This window comes from Mobiluncus holmesii ATCC 35242 (genome assembly GCF_000185445.1).
GTDB lineage: Bacteria > Actinomycetota > Actinomycetes > Actinomycetales > Actinomycetaceae > Mobiluncus > Mobiluncus curtisii.
The window spans coordinates 715,656-733,407 of sequence record NZ_GL622346.1 but is presented as its reverse complement, the minus strand read 5'-3'; the positions used below and the strand labels follow the sequence as shown (position 1 = coordinate 733,407).

The following is a 17,752-nucleotide window of genomic DNA, read 5'->3' as shown; positions in this document are numbered from 1 at the left end:
CATCCTTCACAGTCTTAACAGTTAGCAAAATCAGCTCAAACAGTCTACCGAAAAAGCAGACCACTGGCTAACTATAGCCGTTTGCAGTAATAACTTTCAACAGGCGGTGCGCCAATTCTGTGAAAGTACCGTCCACGTCGACCGTGTGGTCAGCGTGCGCCATGAGTTGCTCGCGACGGCTATTGGCTAAGCGACGATAGGCTGCGCGCCAAGGCAATCCGTTGGGGTCATGGAGATTCTCCGGGTTCATCGCGTGCCACGAGTCCTCCCACGGCAAATCCAGGAAAAAGACCGGATTCCCGGCGTGCCGAAAGTCATCTACCCGGTCAGTTGCCCCGCTCTCGAGCACGTCAGAGGGCAGCACGAACACGGCGGGAGCGCAGTGTGGCGACCAGGAACCGAAGTCCTCTGAACCTATTACGGGCAGCCCGAGGTTCGGCGAAATTGCCTGTGCCAACTCCTGCAGACGAGCTCCCGGCAGAGACACTAAAGCTAGCGAACAGCGTCGACTCACAGGGGAATTCCTGTCAGTTCAGCCGCCTTGACCAGGGCTTGGGAATCAGCCACCGGAACGACCACGGGTTTGCCCCAATCTTCCAGCAGGACAAACCGCAACTGCCCGCCACGAACTTTTTTATCGGTGAACATGACGGGTAATAGTTCCGCAAAAGTGTGGTCGGTATAGGTGGTGGGCAGACCGACAGCTTCCAGCTGCTCACGCAGGCGCGCAGACAAGTCTTTTGAGCCTAAACCCAGCACCGTGGCGAGGTTTGCCGCAAACACCATCCCAATAGACACTGCTAGACCGTGGGGGAAACGGTAGTCCTCTACCCGTTCTATGGCGTGCGCCAAAGTATGACCGTAATTCAGGTGTTCCCGCTGCCCTGATTCATATAAATCGGCAGATACCACGTCGGCTTTTACCGTGACAGCCAGCCGAATAATTTCGCGAAGCGAAGGGGAATCGGGATCCAGCAGCGCCGGCGCATTATCCTGAGCAATGTCTAGAATCTGTTGGTCGCGGATAAACCCACACTTCAGAGCCTCCGCTAAGCCTTCTCGCAGATGCTGGGGAGAGAGCGTCCGCAAAGTCGTGAAATCCACCGCCACCCCGATGGGAGGATAAAACGCTCCCACCAAATTCTTCCCGGTACTCCAATCAATACCAGTCTTGCCTCCAACTGCGGCATCAACCATCGCCAGCAGGGTGGTCGGCACCGTGATGAGGTCAATGCCGCGTAGCCAGGTCGCAGCCGCGAAACCACCCAAATCAGTAGTGGCTCCTCCGCCCAGGGCAACCACTAAATCGCGGCGTTCCAGACCGGCACTGGCAGCTGCTTCCCATACTTCAGAAAGCACCGGAAGCTGCTTAGCAGCCTCTCCGTCAGGCAACACTTTCACGGTGACGTGTTTGCCCAACGAATCTAGGTGCAGCGCTAAACTGTTTGCTGCCGATGCGACCGGAGGCGCGCTCAACACCAAAACTTTTTTCGTGTGAGCCTTCATCAAGTCGGTCACCTGAGAATTTAAATCTTGCCCGAAACTGACGGCATAGGGTTGGCTCGGAGTAGACACCCAGAGACGACCAGCCAGAGTTTCTTCCTGCGTGATAATGGCATTTGCTATTTCGCCACTTTTGCGCTGCGCGTCGATGACCACCGAAGCGATGCTTTCATAAATATCTCTTCGTTCCCGATACAGCTCATGCATCCGTTTCCGCAAGTCGCCTGCCAGCAAAGGACGGACTTGGGTGCCTTTATGTGATCCAGGACGCCCGGCACGTCCCCTCCGACGGTCCACCAGAAAGTCTGGATCCGCTTTCAGATAGTAGACAGTGTGTCCATGCAGCAACTCACGGGTCGGGACATAGGTTGGGGCACCACCTCCCAGGGAAACAATCTGAGCTGGTCCGCGCAGAACATCCCGTACCACCGCATATTCGAGGGCGCGAAAGCCTTCCTCCCCAAGTTCTTTAAAAATCCAAGGAATAGCTTTGCCGAAACGCCGCTCAATTTCTAAATCGGTATCAACCCAGGTGGCGTGCAACATTTGAGCCAACAGCCTGGCAGTTTTGGTCTTACCAGAGGTTGGTAATCCCATCAAAACAATCTTGCGAGTCATGAAAATGTGTTCCTTTGGGTGACTTCGTCCAAATAAGCCCATAAGTTTCGCGAACACTCCGCGACCGAATCCCCGCCAGTTTTTTCCAACAGAGCATCAGCCAGCACCAGGGCAACTTCGGACTGCGCGATGACCGCCGCCGGTACCACGGCGGTTGTATCCGAACGCTGGTGTAACCCGGTTGCAGGGCTGCCATCTGCCACATCCAGGGTGGGTAGGGCGTGGGGCACTGTAGAGATAGGTTTCACCGCAGCAGAGACCACAATCGGATTGCCGTTGGACATTCCGCCTTCGATGCCACCTGCCAGGTTACTGGGGCGCACTATCATGCCCAAGCCGGTGTTTGCCTCAGCGGGCTGGTCACCACGGTAGAGAGGGTCGTGAGCTTTGCTGCCCGGCAGGGAGGCTTGCAGGAAAGCAGCACCAATTTCTACCCCTTTTACAGCTTGCATAGAAACCAAGGCAGCGGCGAGACGCGCATCCAGCCGGCGGTCGCGGCTCACGTGAGAGCCTAAACCAACCGGCACCCCGTAAGCAATGACCTGAATCACTCCTCCCAAAGTGTCACCCGTATGCTGCGCTTGGTCGATAGCCTGCACCATCTGTTCAGACGTATGCGGATCCAAGCAGCGCACCGGGTCACGATCCAGATAATCCACATCTTCTGGTCGAGGCACCGGGGCACGCAGAGAAACCGAAACCGGTCCCAGGGATGTGACATGAGACACTATACGAATACCTGCGACCTGATCCAGAAATGCTTGCGCAAAAGCCCCCAACGCCACCCGGGCAGCGGTTTCGCGAGCCGAAGAACGTTCCAACACATTACGGGCATCAGCGAAGCCGTACTTCATCATGCCTGCAAAATCAGCATGTCCCGGCCGCGGTTTCGTAAGTTTCTGGTTCCGTGCCACCTCACGCACGTCGCCTCGCCCCGCGTCCCGAAGCAGCGCCCGACGAGGCACCGGGTCCGGGCTCATGACAGTCTGCCATCTGGGCCATTCTGTGTTCTTAATTTCTACAGCTACCGGAGAACCCAACGTTTTTCCGTGACGCAACCCCGACAGGATGGTCACCACGTCCTGCTCAAACTTTTGGCGCGCTCCCCTGCCGTATCCCCTTCTCCGTTGTTCCAGGGCTTTAGTCAGGGTATCAGTGGTGATTTCAATGCCCGCAGGTAACCCGCTGAGCACAGCGACCAGGGCAGCTCCGTGCGATTCCCCCGCAGTGACACATTCCAGCATGAGTTCATCTTGCCACATTTCGCAAAACATCCCGAACCGGATGCCCCGCCCTCGTGATAGCAACCCCAGCTAGATACCATCCAATATCGAAGGGAGATACACGACCCACGTAATGAACGCACCCGTGATGAGCCAGGGACCAAAAGCAATGTCATTGTCTAAATCGAGCTTCTTGCTGATGATGAGAATTAGGGCAAACACTCCGGCTAAAAAGGATGCCAACAGCAGCATGACCAGGGGTGCAAACCAATCATAAAGACCTAACCAGGCACTGAGTAGCGCTCCGAGTTTGACGTCTCCCATCCCTAAACCGAAATGCGTGGCGAAAGCCAGAACCAACCCCATAGCCAAAGACAGACCCCAGACCCGTGCCAGCGCCTCCGGGTCATGCAGGATTATGGCGACAATACTCAACAGAGGCAGAAGCATAGCCGCTCCCAATCCCAGCAACCGGTTCGGCAGCAGCCGATAGCGGGCGTCAGTCAGGAATAACGCACAGAACGGAGCGGTACTCAAATACACCGGTAGCGTAAGCAACAGATGCGTGCAACACATGTCGTTTGAAAAGTATTCCAGAATGAGCCACTGGGCGACGTTAATTAATACCGTAACAAAGGTGAGGCACAGTGAAAACGGTAGGTAATGCAAATCTGGCAGTTCGAGATGGCGTTGACGCAGGATTTTGGTGGTCAGTGCGCCCACCACAAAACCCCAAATTCCGCTAAAAATCCATGTCAAAACGTGCCAGAGCATCGGTCCTCTCTCTCGTTACTGCGCTGTAACTGCATAGGGAGCCTGCAAATCATGAGACAAAGCTCGCACTTATTCTAATCTGTGGAGTTGACGACTTTCAGCAAAGTGGGGCGTAAAACCGCAGCGTCAATTTCCTCTCCGGTGAACAATTTAACCTGAGCGACGCCTTGGTGCAGCAGCATTTCCCAACCAGGGATAATCTGAGCACCGCAGGACTTTGCCCAGCGGGCGACCGGAGTCGGCCACGGTGCGTAAGCCGCGTCCAGTAATATCGAATTCGGATTAATCCGCAGCTGCGCCATGGGCAGGGCATCTTGGACGGGGGCGGGAACTGTTCCCATCAGCAGGCGTGCCGCGCTCAGGGCTAGGTTGACCGCCTCGGTCTGGTGCCACGCCACTGCGGAAATGCACAAGCCCATCCGTCGTGCGGCTTGAAAGGCTGCCCCCGTTTGTTCCGTATTCCGCGAAATTATGGTCAGTTCTTTCATCCCCAGCTCTGCGCAAGCCGCTAGGGCAGAAGCCGCTGTGGAGCCCGAGCCAAAGATAACCGCGCTGCCCGTTGACGGCAATTCCTCCCCGGTAGCTCCCCGAAAAGCCTCGACAATGCCCCGGACGTCAGTATTAAATCCAGTCCAGTCCCCTCCCGTAGCCGGGACCAGGGTGTTAACCGCGCCGGTAGCTTTAGCCAAACCGTCAGCAAAAGTGGCAACCTGCAGCGCTTCTGGCTTCAGAGGCATGGTCACCGCCAAGCCACGCAATTGGGTATCCGCTCCGGACAGGAATGCATTGAGTGTCCCCCGCTGAACCTGTTGGCGCCGAAAATCCCAGTTCAAACCCAGTTCGCGATACGCTGCAAGATGTATGACGGGAGACAAAGAATGTGAAATTGGGTCTCCCAGGACCAAACAGTACGGCACGACCCGCTACCCTTTACAAATATTGGAGTGATCCTTACAGAACTGTTTCAACAACTCCACATTGGCTTTCTGTTCCTCCATGGTCGCACTGAAACGGGTTTCACCAGTGTTCAAATCTACCGTGGTGAAGTAAAGCCAGTCTCCCGGTGGCGGGTTGTGGGTACCGTCAAAAGCGTCCTGACCCACGACCCCGATAGGTCCCGGCGGAAGCCCCTTGTGACGGTAAGTATTGTACGGATTGGAAGCGTCAGCAACCTCACCGGAGGTCGGAATTTTGCGCGATTTCGAGGCTTCACCCAAGCCGTAGATAACCGTGGAATCCATGTTCAAGAACCCGACGGTTTCTTTGCTCGTATCCATGCGGTTTTCCAGAACCCGAGCAATCTTTGCATAGTCCTGTTTTTGCAGGTCACTGCCCTCACGCTGGACGATAGATGCCTTAGTGAGGAAGGTCTCCCACTGGTCTTCAGGAATTCCTGACTCTCGCAGCCGTTTCACGTTCGCTGCCACCATCTGGCGCACCGTTTCGGTCGCGTCCTGACCAGGTCCCACCAGGTACGTTCCGGGAGCTAACCAGCCTTCGATATTTCCCCCGGCGACTTTGGGTAGCCCTGGAGCTTTGGCAAAAGCTGCCTCCACGTCTGCATCGCTGAATCCAGCAGTGTTGACTAGCTGCTCTTTGACCTGCCACTTTGTCAGACCGGGACCAATCGTAATTTGATCATCGACCCGGTTTGCTTTGTCAATCAAGATTGACAAAGCGTTGACGGCAGACATGTGTTTAGCCATGGCATAAGTTCCGGGCTGAATCGCAGAACACGCCGCCTCTTGGTCACGGCAGGCATTAAAGAAAGCCTGTGAAGAGGCTACGACCTGCGCTTTAGCCAGAATGCTACCAATGTCTGACCCCAGAGCACCCTCGGGAACGGTCACCATGACCTGACCGGTGCCGCTGCCTTCATAATCGGCTCCCTTTGCGCTCAACCAACGGTTGAAGATGATGGCACCAAAAACAATCGCTATCACCAGCAGCGTCACGACTATAGCCAGGATGATAAAAGTGCGATTGCGCATAGTTTTACGGCGCCGAATTCGGGATCGCTTATCACGCCGACGATTGTCACTCAGAGTAACTTCAGGTTGCTCGGCGGGAGTAACCTGCGTGTCCTGTAACAGAGATTCCCAGGTCGTGTCTGCGGCTGGGGGTATGTCTGGGGTCACGCGGGGAAAAGACGGGGGGTGAGGTTCCTCGTGGTAGTCACGAAAGTTGGGAAGTTCGTGTGGTTCTGGCTGAACCGTTGTGTACGGAGATGCGACGAAAGGCGACGCCGGTATTGGAGTCTGCGGAAGAGCCGCCTCGGGTGGAAGTGCCGAGGTCGCGGGAGACTGCGAGTCAAGCTGACTCAAGGCAGCCTGACCGTGTTGAGCCAAATACCGACGTCGGCGTCGGGGTCCCATCGAAGCTAAATCTTCAGTTTCTGACATGTACTTCCCTTGTTCCGTGGTTTACTAAATGATAACCAACTCACCAGGTAAGTTTCCTGTTTGAGTTAAAGTTTCTAAAGCTCGCGTGAGGATGGTCACGGCAGCAAGTTGGTCAACCATCTCCTTTTGGCGGCGGGCGCAGACTCCCGCTTGTTGCAGTTTGGCGTGCGCATCAGCCGAGCTCAATCGTTCATCAATGAGATGCACCGGTAGCTCACCAAGTCGCCGCACTAAACGCCGGGCATAAGACCGTGCCATCCGCGCCGCCTCGCCTTCTTTGCCACTCATCAGTTTCGGCAAGCCCACAAACACAGCTGCAGGGTTACTGTCCGTAATGATTGCCAACAGTTCATCCAGTTCAGAACCGTCCGGCTGCACCTGCAGAGTCTTCACCGGTAGAGCCAAGGAGGTACCCGACACCGAGCGGGCGACTCCGATGCGCGCCTTGCCCACGTCTATGGCGAGAAAGTTTCCGGCAACCATCCTGTGCGCTATCTCCTCTCGACTTGTCGGCTCGGGACCAGCCCGAACCGACAAGTTGCTTACTTCGTGAGTATGGTCCGCAAGGTATCCACGAGGGCATTCAGACCGGTTTCGGGTTTCCCAGTGGGGGCTCCACCACCTTGCGCCAAGTCATCCTTGCCGCCGCCGCCACCGCCCATCGCAGCGGCACCGGCCTTTACCAGCGCCCCAGCTTTCACGCCCTTTTCACGAGCCGCTTCGTTCACTGCCACAACCAGCATTGGTTTTCCGCCAATAACGGCTGCCAAAGCAACGACCGCCGGATTTGCGTTAGAGAATCGTGCTCGCAAAGTGGTGGCTGCTTGACGCAAGTCGTCCACAGAACCTGCTGGGGCGACCTGGTGAATGACCTGTACGCCACACAGCGTTTCAGCAGATTTAGCGTAGTCGTCCAGATTGGACAGCAATGCTGCCAACCGGGTCTTTTCGAGTTCTTTTTCCGCGGTCTTAAGCCGATCCATTAGGGAAGTAATCCGTTCCACCAGGGTTTCCGGCTTGGCGCCGACCAGCTGCGTGACCTGAGACACCAACGCGTGTTCTTTCGCTTGGAATCCCGACGCACCGTTTCCAACCAACGCTTCGATACGCCGTACCCCAGAGCCAATTGAGGATTCTCCCAGTAACGCAATAGACCCAATATGCCCAGTCAACGGCACGTGAGTGCCGCCACAGAACTCCCTGGACCAACCGTCGCCAATATCAACAATCCGCACAATCTTGCCGTACTTTTCCCCGAAAATTGCCTGGGCACCAGTCTTGCGAGCTTCTTCAATCGGCATCTGGTAGTCGGTAACAGTCATATTGGTCTGTACCCGTTCGTTAGCTTCCGCCTCAATGTCTGCCATTAAAGAATCAGGGAGAGCCTTCGCATTGCGGAAATCAAACCGGACATGCCAGGGAGCATTTTCCGACCCCGCTTGAGTCGCGCCCTGTCCTAAAGAATCCAACAGAATCTGGTGAATGACATGGGTAGAGGTGTGCGCCCGTGCAATCGCTCCACGACGCTCCACATCAATCGTGGCTTGAGCGTCCTCACCGAGGGTGACCTGACCTTCCGTCAAAGTTCCCCGGTGCATCGGCAATCCCTTCACGGGAGCCTGGACATCAGCCACATCCAGTACGCCACCACCAGCGAAAGTAATCTGACCTTGGTCAGCCAGTTGCCCGCCGGCTTCGGCATAGAACGGGGTCCGATCTAGCAAGACTTCAATGGTAGCTGGCGCTGTCGCGACCGGTACCGGTTTGCCGTCCTGCAAGATGCCGACCACTCGCGCCGGAGCGCTGGTTTCGGTGTATCCCAGGAACTCCACCGTGTTGTTTTCGCCTAGTTTCGCAGCCAACTCGTGATAAACGTGTGTGTCCACGTGACCGGTCTTTTTGGCAACGGCATCCGCTCGGGCACGCTGCTTTTGCTCATTCATCAGCTCAGTGAAACGTTTCTCGTCCACCTTAACTCCGGCTTCCGCTGCGATTTCTAAGGTCAGGGACAAGGGGAAACCATAAGTGTCATGCAGTTGGAAAGCATCATCGCCGCTCAGAGCCGCACCGGATTGTTTCGCTTTCGCCACCGCGGTATCCAAGATGACGGTTCCGGCATCGAGGGTGCGACGGAAAGCGTCCTCCTCGGCATAAGCCACTTCGGAGATAGTATCCCAGTCCTTTTCCAGTTCCGGATAGGAGGCTTTCATCACATTCATGGAAGCCGGTAACAACTGTGGCATGACAGCCTCGGATACGCCCAACAGTCGCATGGAACGGACTGCGCGGCGCATCAAGCGGCGCAGCACGTAGCCTCGCCCCTCATTGCTGGGACGAACCCCATCGCCAATCAACATCAGGCTGGAACGCACATGATCAGCCACGATACGGAAATGCACATCCATCTGGTCAGTACTAGAGGTGTAGCGACGTCCAGACATATCCTGAGCGGCGGCAATGACGGGGAACACTTCGTCGATTTCGTACATGTTGTCTTTGCCTTGGAGGACGAAAGCCAGACGTTCCAAGCCCAAGCCTGTATCGATAGCGGTCTGGTCGAGCTTACCCAGCAGTGGGTAATCCTTCCCAGTGCCCTCGCCACGGAGAAATTCATCAAAAACCAGGTTCCACAGTTCTAGGTAGCGGTCGCCTTGTGTGTCAACTTCCGGACCGCCCTCGGGACCGTATTCGGGACCGCGATCCAAGTGAATCTCCGCACAGGGACCGGCAGGACCGGGCTGACCGGTATCCCAAAAGATTTCTTCGCGCGGAAGTTTTTGGACGTGGGTAGGGTCCAGACCGATTTGCCGAGTCCAAATGTCCCAAGCGGCTTCGTCCTGCTCCCAAATGGTGACCCAAAGCTTGTCGCCGTCCAGACCGTAACCGCCGTCCTTTTGACTGCCGGTCAGCAGGTCCCAGGCAAACTTCGAAGCACCTTCCTTAAAGTAGTCACCGAAAGAAAAGTTCCCGCACATCTGAAAGAAAGTACCGTGACGAGTGGTCTTCCCGACCTCATCAATATCGTTAGTGCGAATACACTTTTGCACCGATGTGGCTCGCGGCCACGGTGCCGGTTCAGTCCCCACAATGTAAGGAATGAACGGAACCATCCCCGCAATAGTGAACAAAATCGAGGGGTCGGGAGAAATAAGTGGCACCGAGGGACGAACCTCGTGACCATTCTTTGCAAAAAAATCCAGCCAACGCTGACGAACTTCCGCAGTACGCATGTATATGTTTCTTTCTTTCAGCTCCGGGCTGTTCCCGGAATTATCTGTCCTAGTCTCCCGGTCGGTTGGTTCCGGGTGGCTTTCGTTTATTGTCGATGAATGTAATTAAAAGTCCAGGTCATCATCTGCAGCAGAGTCACGGTGGCGTCCGCGTCCAACTTTGAAACCCGCGCCGTCGTCCTTCCGAGCGTTCCAGGTCTCACGAGCCTGTTCGATTTCTGAATCACTGGAGCTGAGAGCCTCGATGAGTTCCCCCTCACGCTGCGACATATCCGCACGGAAACGCTCGGTCATCTGATCAACAGTCTGCCGGAACGGGGTCACGGTGAAGTATGCCGCCAGCGCCGCTCCTGCCGAAAGGAGCAGCGTCGTTCCCACTACTTTTGCCGTATTCGACATTCCTCCCCCTACTTCGCATTCTTTCGGTCAATACCCATAGCTTTACGCACCGCGTAGCTAAACGCCGCGACTTTAATCAGCGGTCGACCGAGCGTCGCCGTAAACAAGGTCGTCAATGCCGAGAGATCCTCGACGGAACGATTCGCTGCCGAGGTCATAGAATCGACCCGTTCTAACTGGTTATTGACCTGATCCAAAGAAGTCTGCCCCTGTTTGACCGCCACGACCGTTTCATCTCCGATTGCTTTAATGGATTGCTCCAGTTGGGAAAAAACTCCGCCCAGTTTCCACAGCGGCACTGCCAAAACCAGCACCAATACCGCAAAAGTCACGGCGGCAATAATCCCGGCAATTTCACCAATCATGTCATTCTCCTGTCCCGGTATAGCGACCCATTTCCGCGTTTTCGGCGCGATTTGCGCCGTAAGCATTCTAACTTTAAACAATTGGCCCTGGGAAAATCCCAGGGCCACTGTAAGGTTTAGCGGGAATAGTGCTCCACGACCAGTTGCACTTCACACTGAATCGGAACTTCTTCACGCTTCGGCTTACGTTCCAACGTAAAACGCAACTTTTCCAAATCGACCTTCAGGTAATCAGGGACGGGAGGCAACACATCGCGGTGCGAACCACGTGCTGCTACCACGAAGGGGTCCTTCACCTGGGAGGTCGGCTTAATCTGCACGGTCTGTCCGGGACGCACCTTGTAAGAGGGGCGGTCCACAATTTTGCCGTCAACCAGAATGTGACGGTGTGTCACCGCTTGGCGGGCCTGGAACATAGTGCGACCAAAGCCGGCACGCAACACCAGGGCATCAAGCCGCATTTCCAGCAATTCCACCAGGTTGTCACCGGTCTGACCTTCCATCCGGCGAGCCTCCTGGAAGGTCTTCACCAGCTGAGCCTCACGAATGGCGTACTGGGCGCGCAAACGCTGCTTTTCTTTCAAACGCACCGCGTAGTCGGATTCACTACGACGACGAGCGCGACCGTGTTCGCCGGGCCCATACGGACGACGTTCAAAGTACCGCTTAGCTTTCGGGGTCAGCGGCATCCCCAAGGCGCGCGACAAGCGCACCATTTTCCGAGAACGGTTTCCCATTTTATTCTTCCTGTCTTATCGCAAAGTCACCCCGCGAGGGCATCTCAACGGGGAGGGGTCACCTTCATGGCTAAGACCCCAGGTGTCCGGACGCCAAGCAACCGAAGGTTGACCAAAGCGCCGGGCAACTTAGCTATCTTACCCCATTTTTTGAATCTTGCGTATTTTTGCGAGCCTATCCCCCAAAGTGACTTCCCACCCGTGGGCAGAAGGCTCGTAATATACCTTGTCTTTCAGCGGGTCAGGCAGGTATTGCTGCGTGACGATACCACGAGTGTCATCGTGAGGGTAGCGATAAGTACCGATGATTTTCCTATCCGTAGCGGCACCCGGATAATGCTGATCCCGCAGATAGGTCGGAACGGTTCCAATGTTGCCGGACTCCACGTCAGCTAGAGCGGAGTTGATACCTACATAAGCCCGATTCGACTTTGGGGCAGTCGCCACCGCGATGACAGCCTCTGCCAAGGGAATCCGTCCCTCTGGCATCCCAATCAATTGCACCGCTTGTGCCGCCGCGACCGCCAGGGGCAGCACACTGGGGTCTGCCAACCCGACGTCTTCTGCCGCCGCAATAACGACGCGCCGAGCAATGAAACGCGGGTCTTCCCCGGCTTTAATCATCCGCGCCAAATAGTGCAGGGCAGCGTCGGGGTCAGAGCCGCGCATCGACTTGATAAACGCCGACGCCACGTCATAATGCTCGTCAATACCGTAGCGCACCACAGCCGTATCCGCTGCCGCTGCCACATCGTCTTCAGTAATCTCGCTAGCAGCTCGGGAATCCGCTCCTCCGGCAGCAGCCTCCAACAGAGTCAGGGCTTTGCGCCCGTCCGCGCTGGCTAATCTGATGAGAATTTCCCTAGCGTCCGGAGTCAGGGTGTATTTCCCACCCAGTCCCCGTTCATCTGCCAAAGCCCGGTCCATGATGATTTCAATGTCCCGGTTCGTTAAAGGCTGCAGGGTCAGCAGGAGGGACCGAGACAACAGCGGAGAAATAACCGAGAAAGCCGGATTTTCAGTGGTGGCAGCCACCAGGATAACCCACCGGTTCTCCACTGCCGGCAGCAGCGAGTCCTGTTGCGATTTAGAAAACCGGTGAACTTCATCCAGGAATAATATGGTTTCTTGTCCGCTCAGGCTCAGCCGTTGCTTCGCCGCATTGATAACCTCTCGAACTTCTTTCACTCCCGCATTGATGGCAGACAGCTGGGCATAGTCTCGACCTCCTGCCTGTGCCACCAAATATGCCAAAGTCGTTTTACCGGTGCCGGGCGGACCGTAGAGAATCACCGAGGAGGTCATCTCGGTGTCTCCCCGCAACAGTCGCTGCAATGGGGAATTGGGTGCCAAAAGGTGCGACTGCCCCACCAATTCTTCGACGTTACGTGGACGCATCCGCACTGCCAAAGGGGCATCCGGGCGAAACTCCGGAACCCCCTTGCCGGTATCACTCAAGGAATCAAACAAGTCCATGCCACCACCCTAGTGAAAATTACCCCAAAGTGTGTGAGACAATGCATAACATGTTTTTCAAACTATATCGCCGGTTGAATCGACGCCCCCTCCCTACGGTGTTGATTTGGGCTCTGGTGATAGTTATCTGTGCAGTTTTTACATTGACCGGTTTTGGTTTTGGAAGCATGTGGAATCGCGTTGAAAACCGCCTGGTATCAATCCCCGGCTCGGAATCCTACGTGGCATCGCAAATCCTGAATGACAGCCGTAGCTCGAATTATCAGGCTTACCTCATCGTCACCGGCGTGGACATGGATAAGCAACGTGCGGAAGTTAAGAATGTGCTGGACTCCGCGGCGGCGAGTTTCAGCGAGGTTCCGGGGGTAATTCCGGCAGGGGTGCTGTATCCCTTTGCGAAAGGTGACGATGTCAATAACCCCGACGCGAAAACTTTGATGGACAAGTTTATTGCAAAAGATAAACACGGTTTCATGATGGTGGTGCTGCTGGACCTGACCCAGTTTCCCCAACGTGCCGATGACATCCGTGCCATGACTGAGCACGCTTTAAGCCAAATCGCCGGTGACATGCGCTCATTTGCGCCCCACGCCACGGGACTCGTCACAGATCAAGACTTGAATAATCGCGAAGTGGCTCTCAATGCGCATCAAGATTCTCTCCAGGCTAATCTGATTGCTTTGCTGCTGATTTTCACGGTGCTGTTTGGGGCTATGGGACGTCTGCGCTTGACTCTGCTCGCTTTCATTCCGAGCCTTTGCGGGTGGATTGTGACGCGCACCATCGCTACGCTGGTTTCCCTCGTCGTCAAACCCGCTCCCGGTGACTCTGCCCTGGTTACTATGCTTTCACTAGGTGTGGTGACCGGGTATGCGGTGTTTCTCATCAGTCGCAGTCGTTCTCGTTTAGCAGTCATGAAATACACTGCCGAGATTCCTCGCGTTTCCAAGCCTCGTGAACGCCGGCTGCGCAAGCGTCGCGACTCGCTCACCCCTTTAGATGAAGTTTTCGCACATTCGGCGCCTGCCATGCTGATTTCGACGGCGTTGATTGTGCTGGGATTAATTATGGTCGCCATATTCCCTGCCAGCAGCCTGCGCTGGGTAGCTCTGGTGAGCATGTTCTCGATTCTGGAATGCTACGCAATCGGGGCCACGTTAATTCCTTCGCTGCTGTACCTCGGTATCAATTGGTTGGATTGCCCTCGTCCGCAATGGCATCGACAGATTCTGAGTACCGTTTCTTCCTGGATACGTTCTTTGGGCACCCGGTTGTGGGCACCATTTGCCTCACGAAAGCCCGCCAGACCGATTTTGACGGGTGTCCTGGTGGTGTTTCTGCTGGTGCTGGCTGTTCCCACCTTTGGGATTACTTGGCATACATCCGGGCAAACGACTTTCCCTCCCGGCACAAATGCCGCAAAATTTGAGTCTTTGCGTGCCGCCCATTACGGTACCACCGCGGCTACCCCTGATATTCAGATTCTCGGGAAAACTACCGCCGCAAATATACAAAGCTGGTCGGTGGCAGTAGGGAAAATCCCCGGTGTGGCGGCAATGACTGCGGGTAACACCGAAATCGCTGGGGACTACAGCGTTTTGAACGTTGATTTGAAACCGGGTATCACCAACCGGCAAGCCGGGGAGATCGTGAAAACTATCCGCAAACTACCTTCGGAATTTCCGAAATGGACCACTGGACAGGCCGCCAACCAGGTCGATTTCGCCTCCGAGCTCATCAAGTTTGTCCCCCCGCTGGTAGGAGTTATGGTCCTGGCTACTTTCTTGGTCATTTTGCGCGCCACCAGGCATGTCTGGGCGGCGGTGTGGGCGACTTTGCTGAACTCCTTGAATCTGTTGGTAGCGTTAGGGCTGACGGCTTTAGTTTTCCAAGACGGGTGGGGCGCGTTCTTGCCCAAACTGGCGCGTTCCGGGGGGGTCGACCCTAACGTGGCAGTTTTATTGGCAGGTTTCGGTTTCGCGCTATCCCTGGATTATCAGTTCTATGCCATGAATAAATCGAAACACCACCTGCCTGAAGAACTCGCGGACTTGGACGATGACCCGTTGCTAAACGAATTAACTCAAACCCGTGGCGCCCTATGGACTCGCTCTGTGGTTCACCTAGCGATTTTTCTGGCTTTCCTGCCGATGCACGCTATGCCGGTGAAACAGTCAGCTTTCGCCCTCGTCATCGTGGTGCTGCTCAACGTTTTGTTCAGCCGACTGTTCCTCTCTCCCCTGCTGGAGACTTACCCGGCGCGAAAGTCACAAGACTCCGAATTGGTCTGGGAAGATGAGCTTCCAGAACAGAGCGAACCCAGCGCAGTAGACAGCGCACCTGCCCTTGAAAGCCTTGAAACCAGCGATAACGCTGCGGATGCAAGCGACTAGTCGCTACTCCAAGAAATCAACTGGACCGGCACCTTCCCTGGTCACGATGGGCACATCGTCCTCCATGTTGATGACGGTAGTTGCCTGATCCGAACCAATTGGGGAGTCGACGATTACATCCAGCAGATGTCCCAGCTTGGCAATGACTTCCACCGGGTCGCTCAACGGTTCCGCATCGCCGGGCAGCAACAAGGTGCAGGACAAGATGGCCTCCCCCATGGCTTCTACCAGTGATAACGCGACCTTGTGAGCGGGAATCCGCACGCCTACGGTGTGCTTCTTTTTGTTCAACGTGGCGCGGGGTACTTCCTTGGTGCCTTTCAAAATAAACGTATAGGGACCCGGAGTCAGCGATTTAATCAGACGGTATTGAGAATTAGACACCATCACCAGCTGACCCAGCTGGGAAAAGTCGTGGCATACCAGCGTGAAATGGTGTTTGTCATCAAGCTGACGAATTTTCCGGATGCGTTCCAGACCAGCCCCGTTAGCCAACGCACAGCCCAACGCATATCCAGAATCAGTGGGATACGCCATAATGCCACCGTCTTGGATAATCTCGACAATTTGACGCAACGAACGAGCCTGCGGATTTTCCGGATGCAGTTCAAAAATTTTCGCACTCATGATTTTCCCCTAGGTAAAACACTGCCAGCTATCCCGTCCATTTTAGAAGGGATAGCTGGCAGTGGAGAGACAACTCGCGGTGATTCTTTGCACAAGCGCCGTCTACAGCGTTTATTCGCTGTCCTCGGTTGACTCGTCGTCCTCGTCGTCTTCCGGCACGTAGTCCACGCCGGTTTCTTTGCGTTGTTCGTCCGTAATCGGAGCGGGCGCGCCGGTGAGCGGATCCAAACCGTCGCCAGCCTTCGGGAAAGCGATAACGTCGCGGATCGACGGAGAACCTGTCAGCATTCCGGCGATGCGATCCCAGCCCAGAGCCAGACCGCCATGCGGCGGGGCGCCGTACTTGAAAGCATCGAGCAAGAACCCAAAGCGAGCCTGCGCTTCTTCCTGCGAGAAGCCCATAACTTTAAACACCCGCTCCTGAATATCGCGACGGTGGATACGGATGGAACCACCGCCGAGCTCCACCCCATTGCACACAATGTCATATGCATAAGCCAAGGCACTGCCCGGATCGGTATCAAAAGTGTCGAGACATTCCGGTTTCGGCGAAGTAAACGCGTGGTGCACAGCGGTCCATGCGGAGTGTCCCAGGGCTACGTCACCTTCCGCTTCTGCCTCTCCGGAGGGCTTGAACAGTGGCGCGTCCACCACCCAGGTAAAAGCCCACGCCTTTTCATCTATGAGATTGCAGCGCCTGCCAATCTCCAAACGTGCTGCCCCCAACAACGTTTGTGAAGCGGTCTTGTCCCCCGCGGCAAAGAAAATGCAGTCACCCGGTTGGGCTCCGGTGGCAGCTGCCAAACCGACCTTTTCCGCGTCGGAAATATTCTTTGCCACCGGACCGCCAGCTTCGCCTTTTTCGTCCAAGGTTACGTATGCCAGACCTTTCGCGCCGCGGGCTTTCGCCCATTCTTGCCACTTGTCAAAAGTACGGCGCGGCTGGGAACCACCTCCGGGCATAACTACCGCTCCTACGTAGGGCGCTTGGAAAATCTTAAACGGGGTGTCTTTAAAGAAGTCGGTCAAATCCACAAGCTCGTATCCGAACCGCAAATCCGGCTTGTCGGAGCCGAAACGATCCATGGCTTCCTGGAAAGGCATCCGCGGAATCGGAGTGGTCAGGTCATAGCCGATGACTTTCCAAATCTCCTTCAGCAGGTGTTCGGTCACCTCAATGACATCATCTTGATCAACGAAACTCATTTCCATATCGAGCTGCGTAAACTCAGGCTGGCGATCGGCACGGGAGTCTTCGTCTCGGTAGCAGCGGGCCAACTGGAAGTAGCGTTCCATACCACCGACCATCAGTAGCTGCTTGAACAGCTGGGGTGACTGCGGCAGGGCATACCACGAGCCGGGTCGAATCCGCGCGGGAACCACAAAGTCGCGCGCACCTTCCGGAGTGGAACGCGTCAGAGTCGGGGTTTCAATCTCAAGAAACTCATGTTCCTCCATGACCCGCCGCGCGATTTGAGAAATCCGAGAACGCAGCACCAGGTTGTCATGCAGCTGACGACGACGCAAATCAACAAAACGATAGCGCAACCGGATGTCTTCGCCTACCTTGGAGTCCTCAGCATGTTCCGAAACTTGGAAAGGTAGGGTCGCGCAAGAATTAAGAATCTCGACATCGTCCGCCATAACCTCAATTTCTCCGGTGGCAATATCGGGATTTTCATTACCTTCGGGGCGTTTGCGCACCTTGCCGGTGACCTTGAGCACGTATTCATTACGGACTTCCCGTACCACTTCTTCGCTGACAACCAGCTGCACGATCCCGGAGGCATCACGCAAGTCCATGAAAGCTACTCCACCGTGGTCTCGGCGACGATCCACCCAACCGCAGAGGGTGACGGTCTGACCATCGTGATTCAGGTTCAATTCCGCACATTTGTGATTTCGCAGCAACTTATGCCTTCCTTTGAAAAATCGTCTCAAGTAAACACCGGGGCGATACCCCGACCCCAGCAAGTGGGCTGTCTAAAGTTTAACGCCTATCTGA

General features: G+C 55.5%; 15 protein-coding genes. 1 reads left to right on the top strand and 14 read right to left on the bottom strand.

Going from position 1 to position 17,752, the window contains the following annotated elements; all coding sequences use genetic code 11:
• Nucleotides 1-67: 67 nt before the first annotated feature.
• The 12 genes from HMPREF0576_RS03085 to HMPREF0576_RS03030 form a co-directional block, all read right to left on the bottom strand.
• Entirely contained in the window at nt 68-514 is a 447-nt protein-coding gene (locus HMPREF0576_RS03085) for a hypothetical protein (protein ID WP_245527316.1), read from the bottom strand.
• Nucleotides 511-2,121 carry a 3-dehydroquinate synthase gene (gene aroB, locus HMPREF0576_RS03080; protein WP_004010659.1) on the bottom strand — a complete coding sequence of 537 codons (1,611 nt, stop codon included), beginning with the start codon at nt 2,119-2,121 and terminating at the stop codon, nt 511-513. The genes HMPREF0576_RS03085 and aroB overlap by 4 nt, the downstream gene beginning before the upstream one ends.
• Nucleotides 2,118-3,395, bottom strand: coding sequence for a chorismate synthase (aroC, locus tag HMPREF0576_RS03075; RefSeq protein ID WP_004010658.1), 1,278 nt, complete (start codon nt 3,393-3,395; stop codon nt 2,118-2,120). Before aroC ends, aroB begins: the two co-directional genes overlap by 4 nt.
• A 39-nt stretch (nt 3,396-3,434) precedes the next feature.
• Nucleotides 3,435-4,118 (bottom strand): prepilin peptidase, encoded by a 684-nt coding sequence (locus HMPREF0576_RS03070; protein ID WP_004010657.1) that lies wholly within the window; start codon nt 4,116-4,118, stop codon nt 3,435-3,437.
• Nucleotides 4,119-4,192: 74 nt separating this feature from the next.
• On the bottom strand, nt 4,193-5,035 hold the full coding sequence (locus HMPREF0576_RS03065) for a shikimate dehydrogenase family protein (RefSeq protein WP_036324197.1): 843 nt from the start codon (nt 5,033-5,035) through the stop codon (nt 4,193-4,195).
• Nucleotides 5,036-5,041: 6 nt separating this feature from the next.
• Nucleotides 5,042-6,520 carry an endolytic transglycosylase MltG gene (gene mltG / locus HMPREF0576_RS03060; RefSeq protein ID WP_004006778.1) on the bottom strand — a complete coding sequence of 493 codons (1,479 nt, stop codon included), beginning with the start codon at nt 6,518-6,520 and terminating at the stop codon, nt 5,042-5,044.
• 24 nt (nt 6,521-6,544) lie between these two features.
• The gene (gene ruvX / locus HMPREF0576_RS03055) at nt 6,545-7,003 is read right to left on the bottom strand and encodes a Holliday junction resolvase RuvX (protein ID WP_004010655.1); all 459 of its coding nucleotides are present in this window, start codon (nt 7,001-7,003) and stop codon (nt 6,545-6,547) included.
• Nucleotides 7,004-7,062: 59 nt separating this feature from the next.
• A complete protein-coding gene (gene alaS, locus HMPREF0576_RS03050; RefSeq protein ID WP_004010654.1) occupies nt 7,063-9,750 on the bottom strand; it encodes an alanine--tRNA ligase in 2,688 nt (895 codons plus the stop codon).
• Nucleotides 9,751-9,855: 105 nt separating this feature from the next.
• Entirely contained in the window at nt 9,856-10,149 is a 294-nt protein-coding gene (locus tag HMPREF0576_RS03045; protein ID WP_004010653.1) for a hypothetical protein, read from the bottom strand.
• A gap of 8 nt (nt 10,150-10,157) precedes the next feature.
• Nucleotides 10,158-10,514 carry a DUF948 domain-containing protein gene (locus HMPREF0576_RS03040; RefSeq protein WP_036324192.1) on the bottom strand — a complete coding sequence of 119 codons (357 nt, stop codon included), beginning with the start codon at nt 10,512-10,514 and terminating at the stop codon, nt 10,158-10,160.
• 116 nt (nt 10,515-10,630) lie between these two features.
• Entirely contained in the window at nt 10,631-11,251 is a 621-nt protein-coding gene (rpsD, locus tag HMPREF0576_RS03035; RefSeq protein WP_004006773.1) for a 30S ribosomal protein S4, read from the bottom strand.
• A gap of 138 nt (nt 11,252-11,389) precedes the next feature.
• A complete protein-coding gene (locus HMPREF0576_RS03030) occupies nt 11,390-12,727 on the bottom strand; it encodes a replication-associated recombination protein A (protein WP_004010652.1) in 1,338 nt (445 codons plus the stop codon).
• A gap of 50 nt (nt 12,728-12,777) precedes the next feature.
• Here HMPREF0576_RS03030 and HMPREF0576_RS03025 point away from each other — a divergent pair, with 50 nt between their 5' ends.
• Nucleotides 12,778-15,120, top strand: coding sequence for an MMPL family transporter (locus tag HMPREF0576_RS03025; protein ID WP_236585888.1), 2,343 nt, complete (start codon nt 12,778-12,780; stop codon nt 15,118-15,120).
• 3 nt (nt 15,121-15,123) lie between these two features.
• Here the strand turns inward: HMPREF0576_RS03025 and HMPREF0576_RS03020 are convergent, their stop codons facing one another.
• The gene (locus HMPREF0576_RS03020; RefSeq protein ID WP_004006770.1) at nt 15,124-15,747 is read right to left on the bottom strand and encodes an L-threonylcarbamoyladenylate synthase; all 624 of its coding nucleotides are present in this window, start codon (nt 15,745-15,747) and stop codon (nt 15,124-15,126) included.
• Between the two features lie 111 nt (nt 15,748-15,858).
• On the bottom strand, nt 15,859-17,658 hold the full coding sequence (gene aspS / locus HMPREF0576_RS03015) for an aspartate--tRNA ligase (RefSeq protein ID WP_004010651.1): 1,800 nt from the start codon (nt 17,656-17,658) through the stop codon (nt 15,859-15,861).
• Nucleotides 17,659-17,752: the final 94 nt, after the last annotated feature.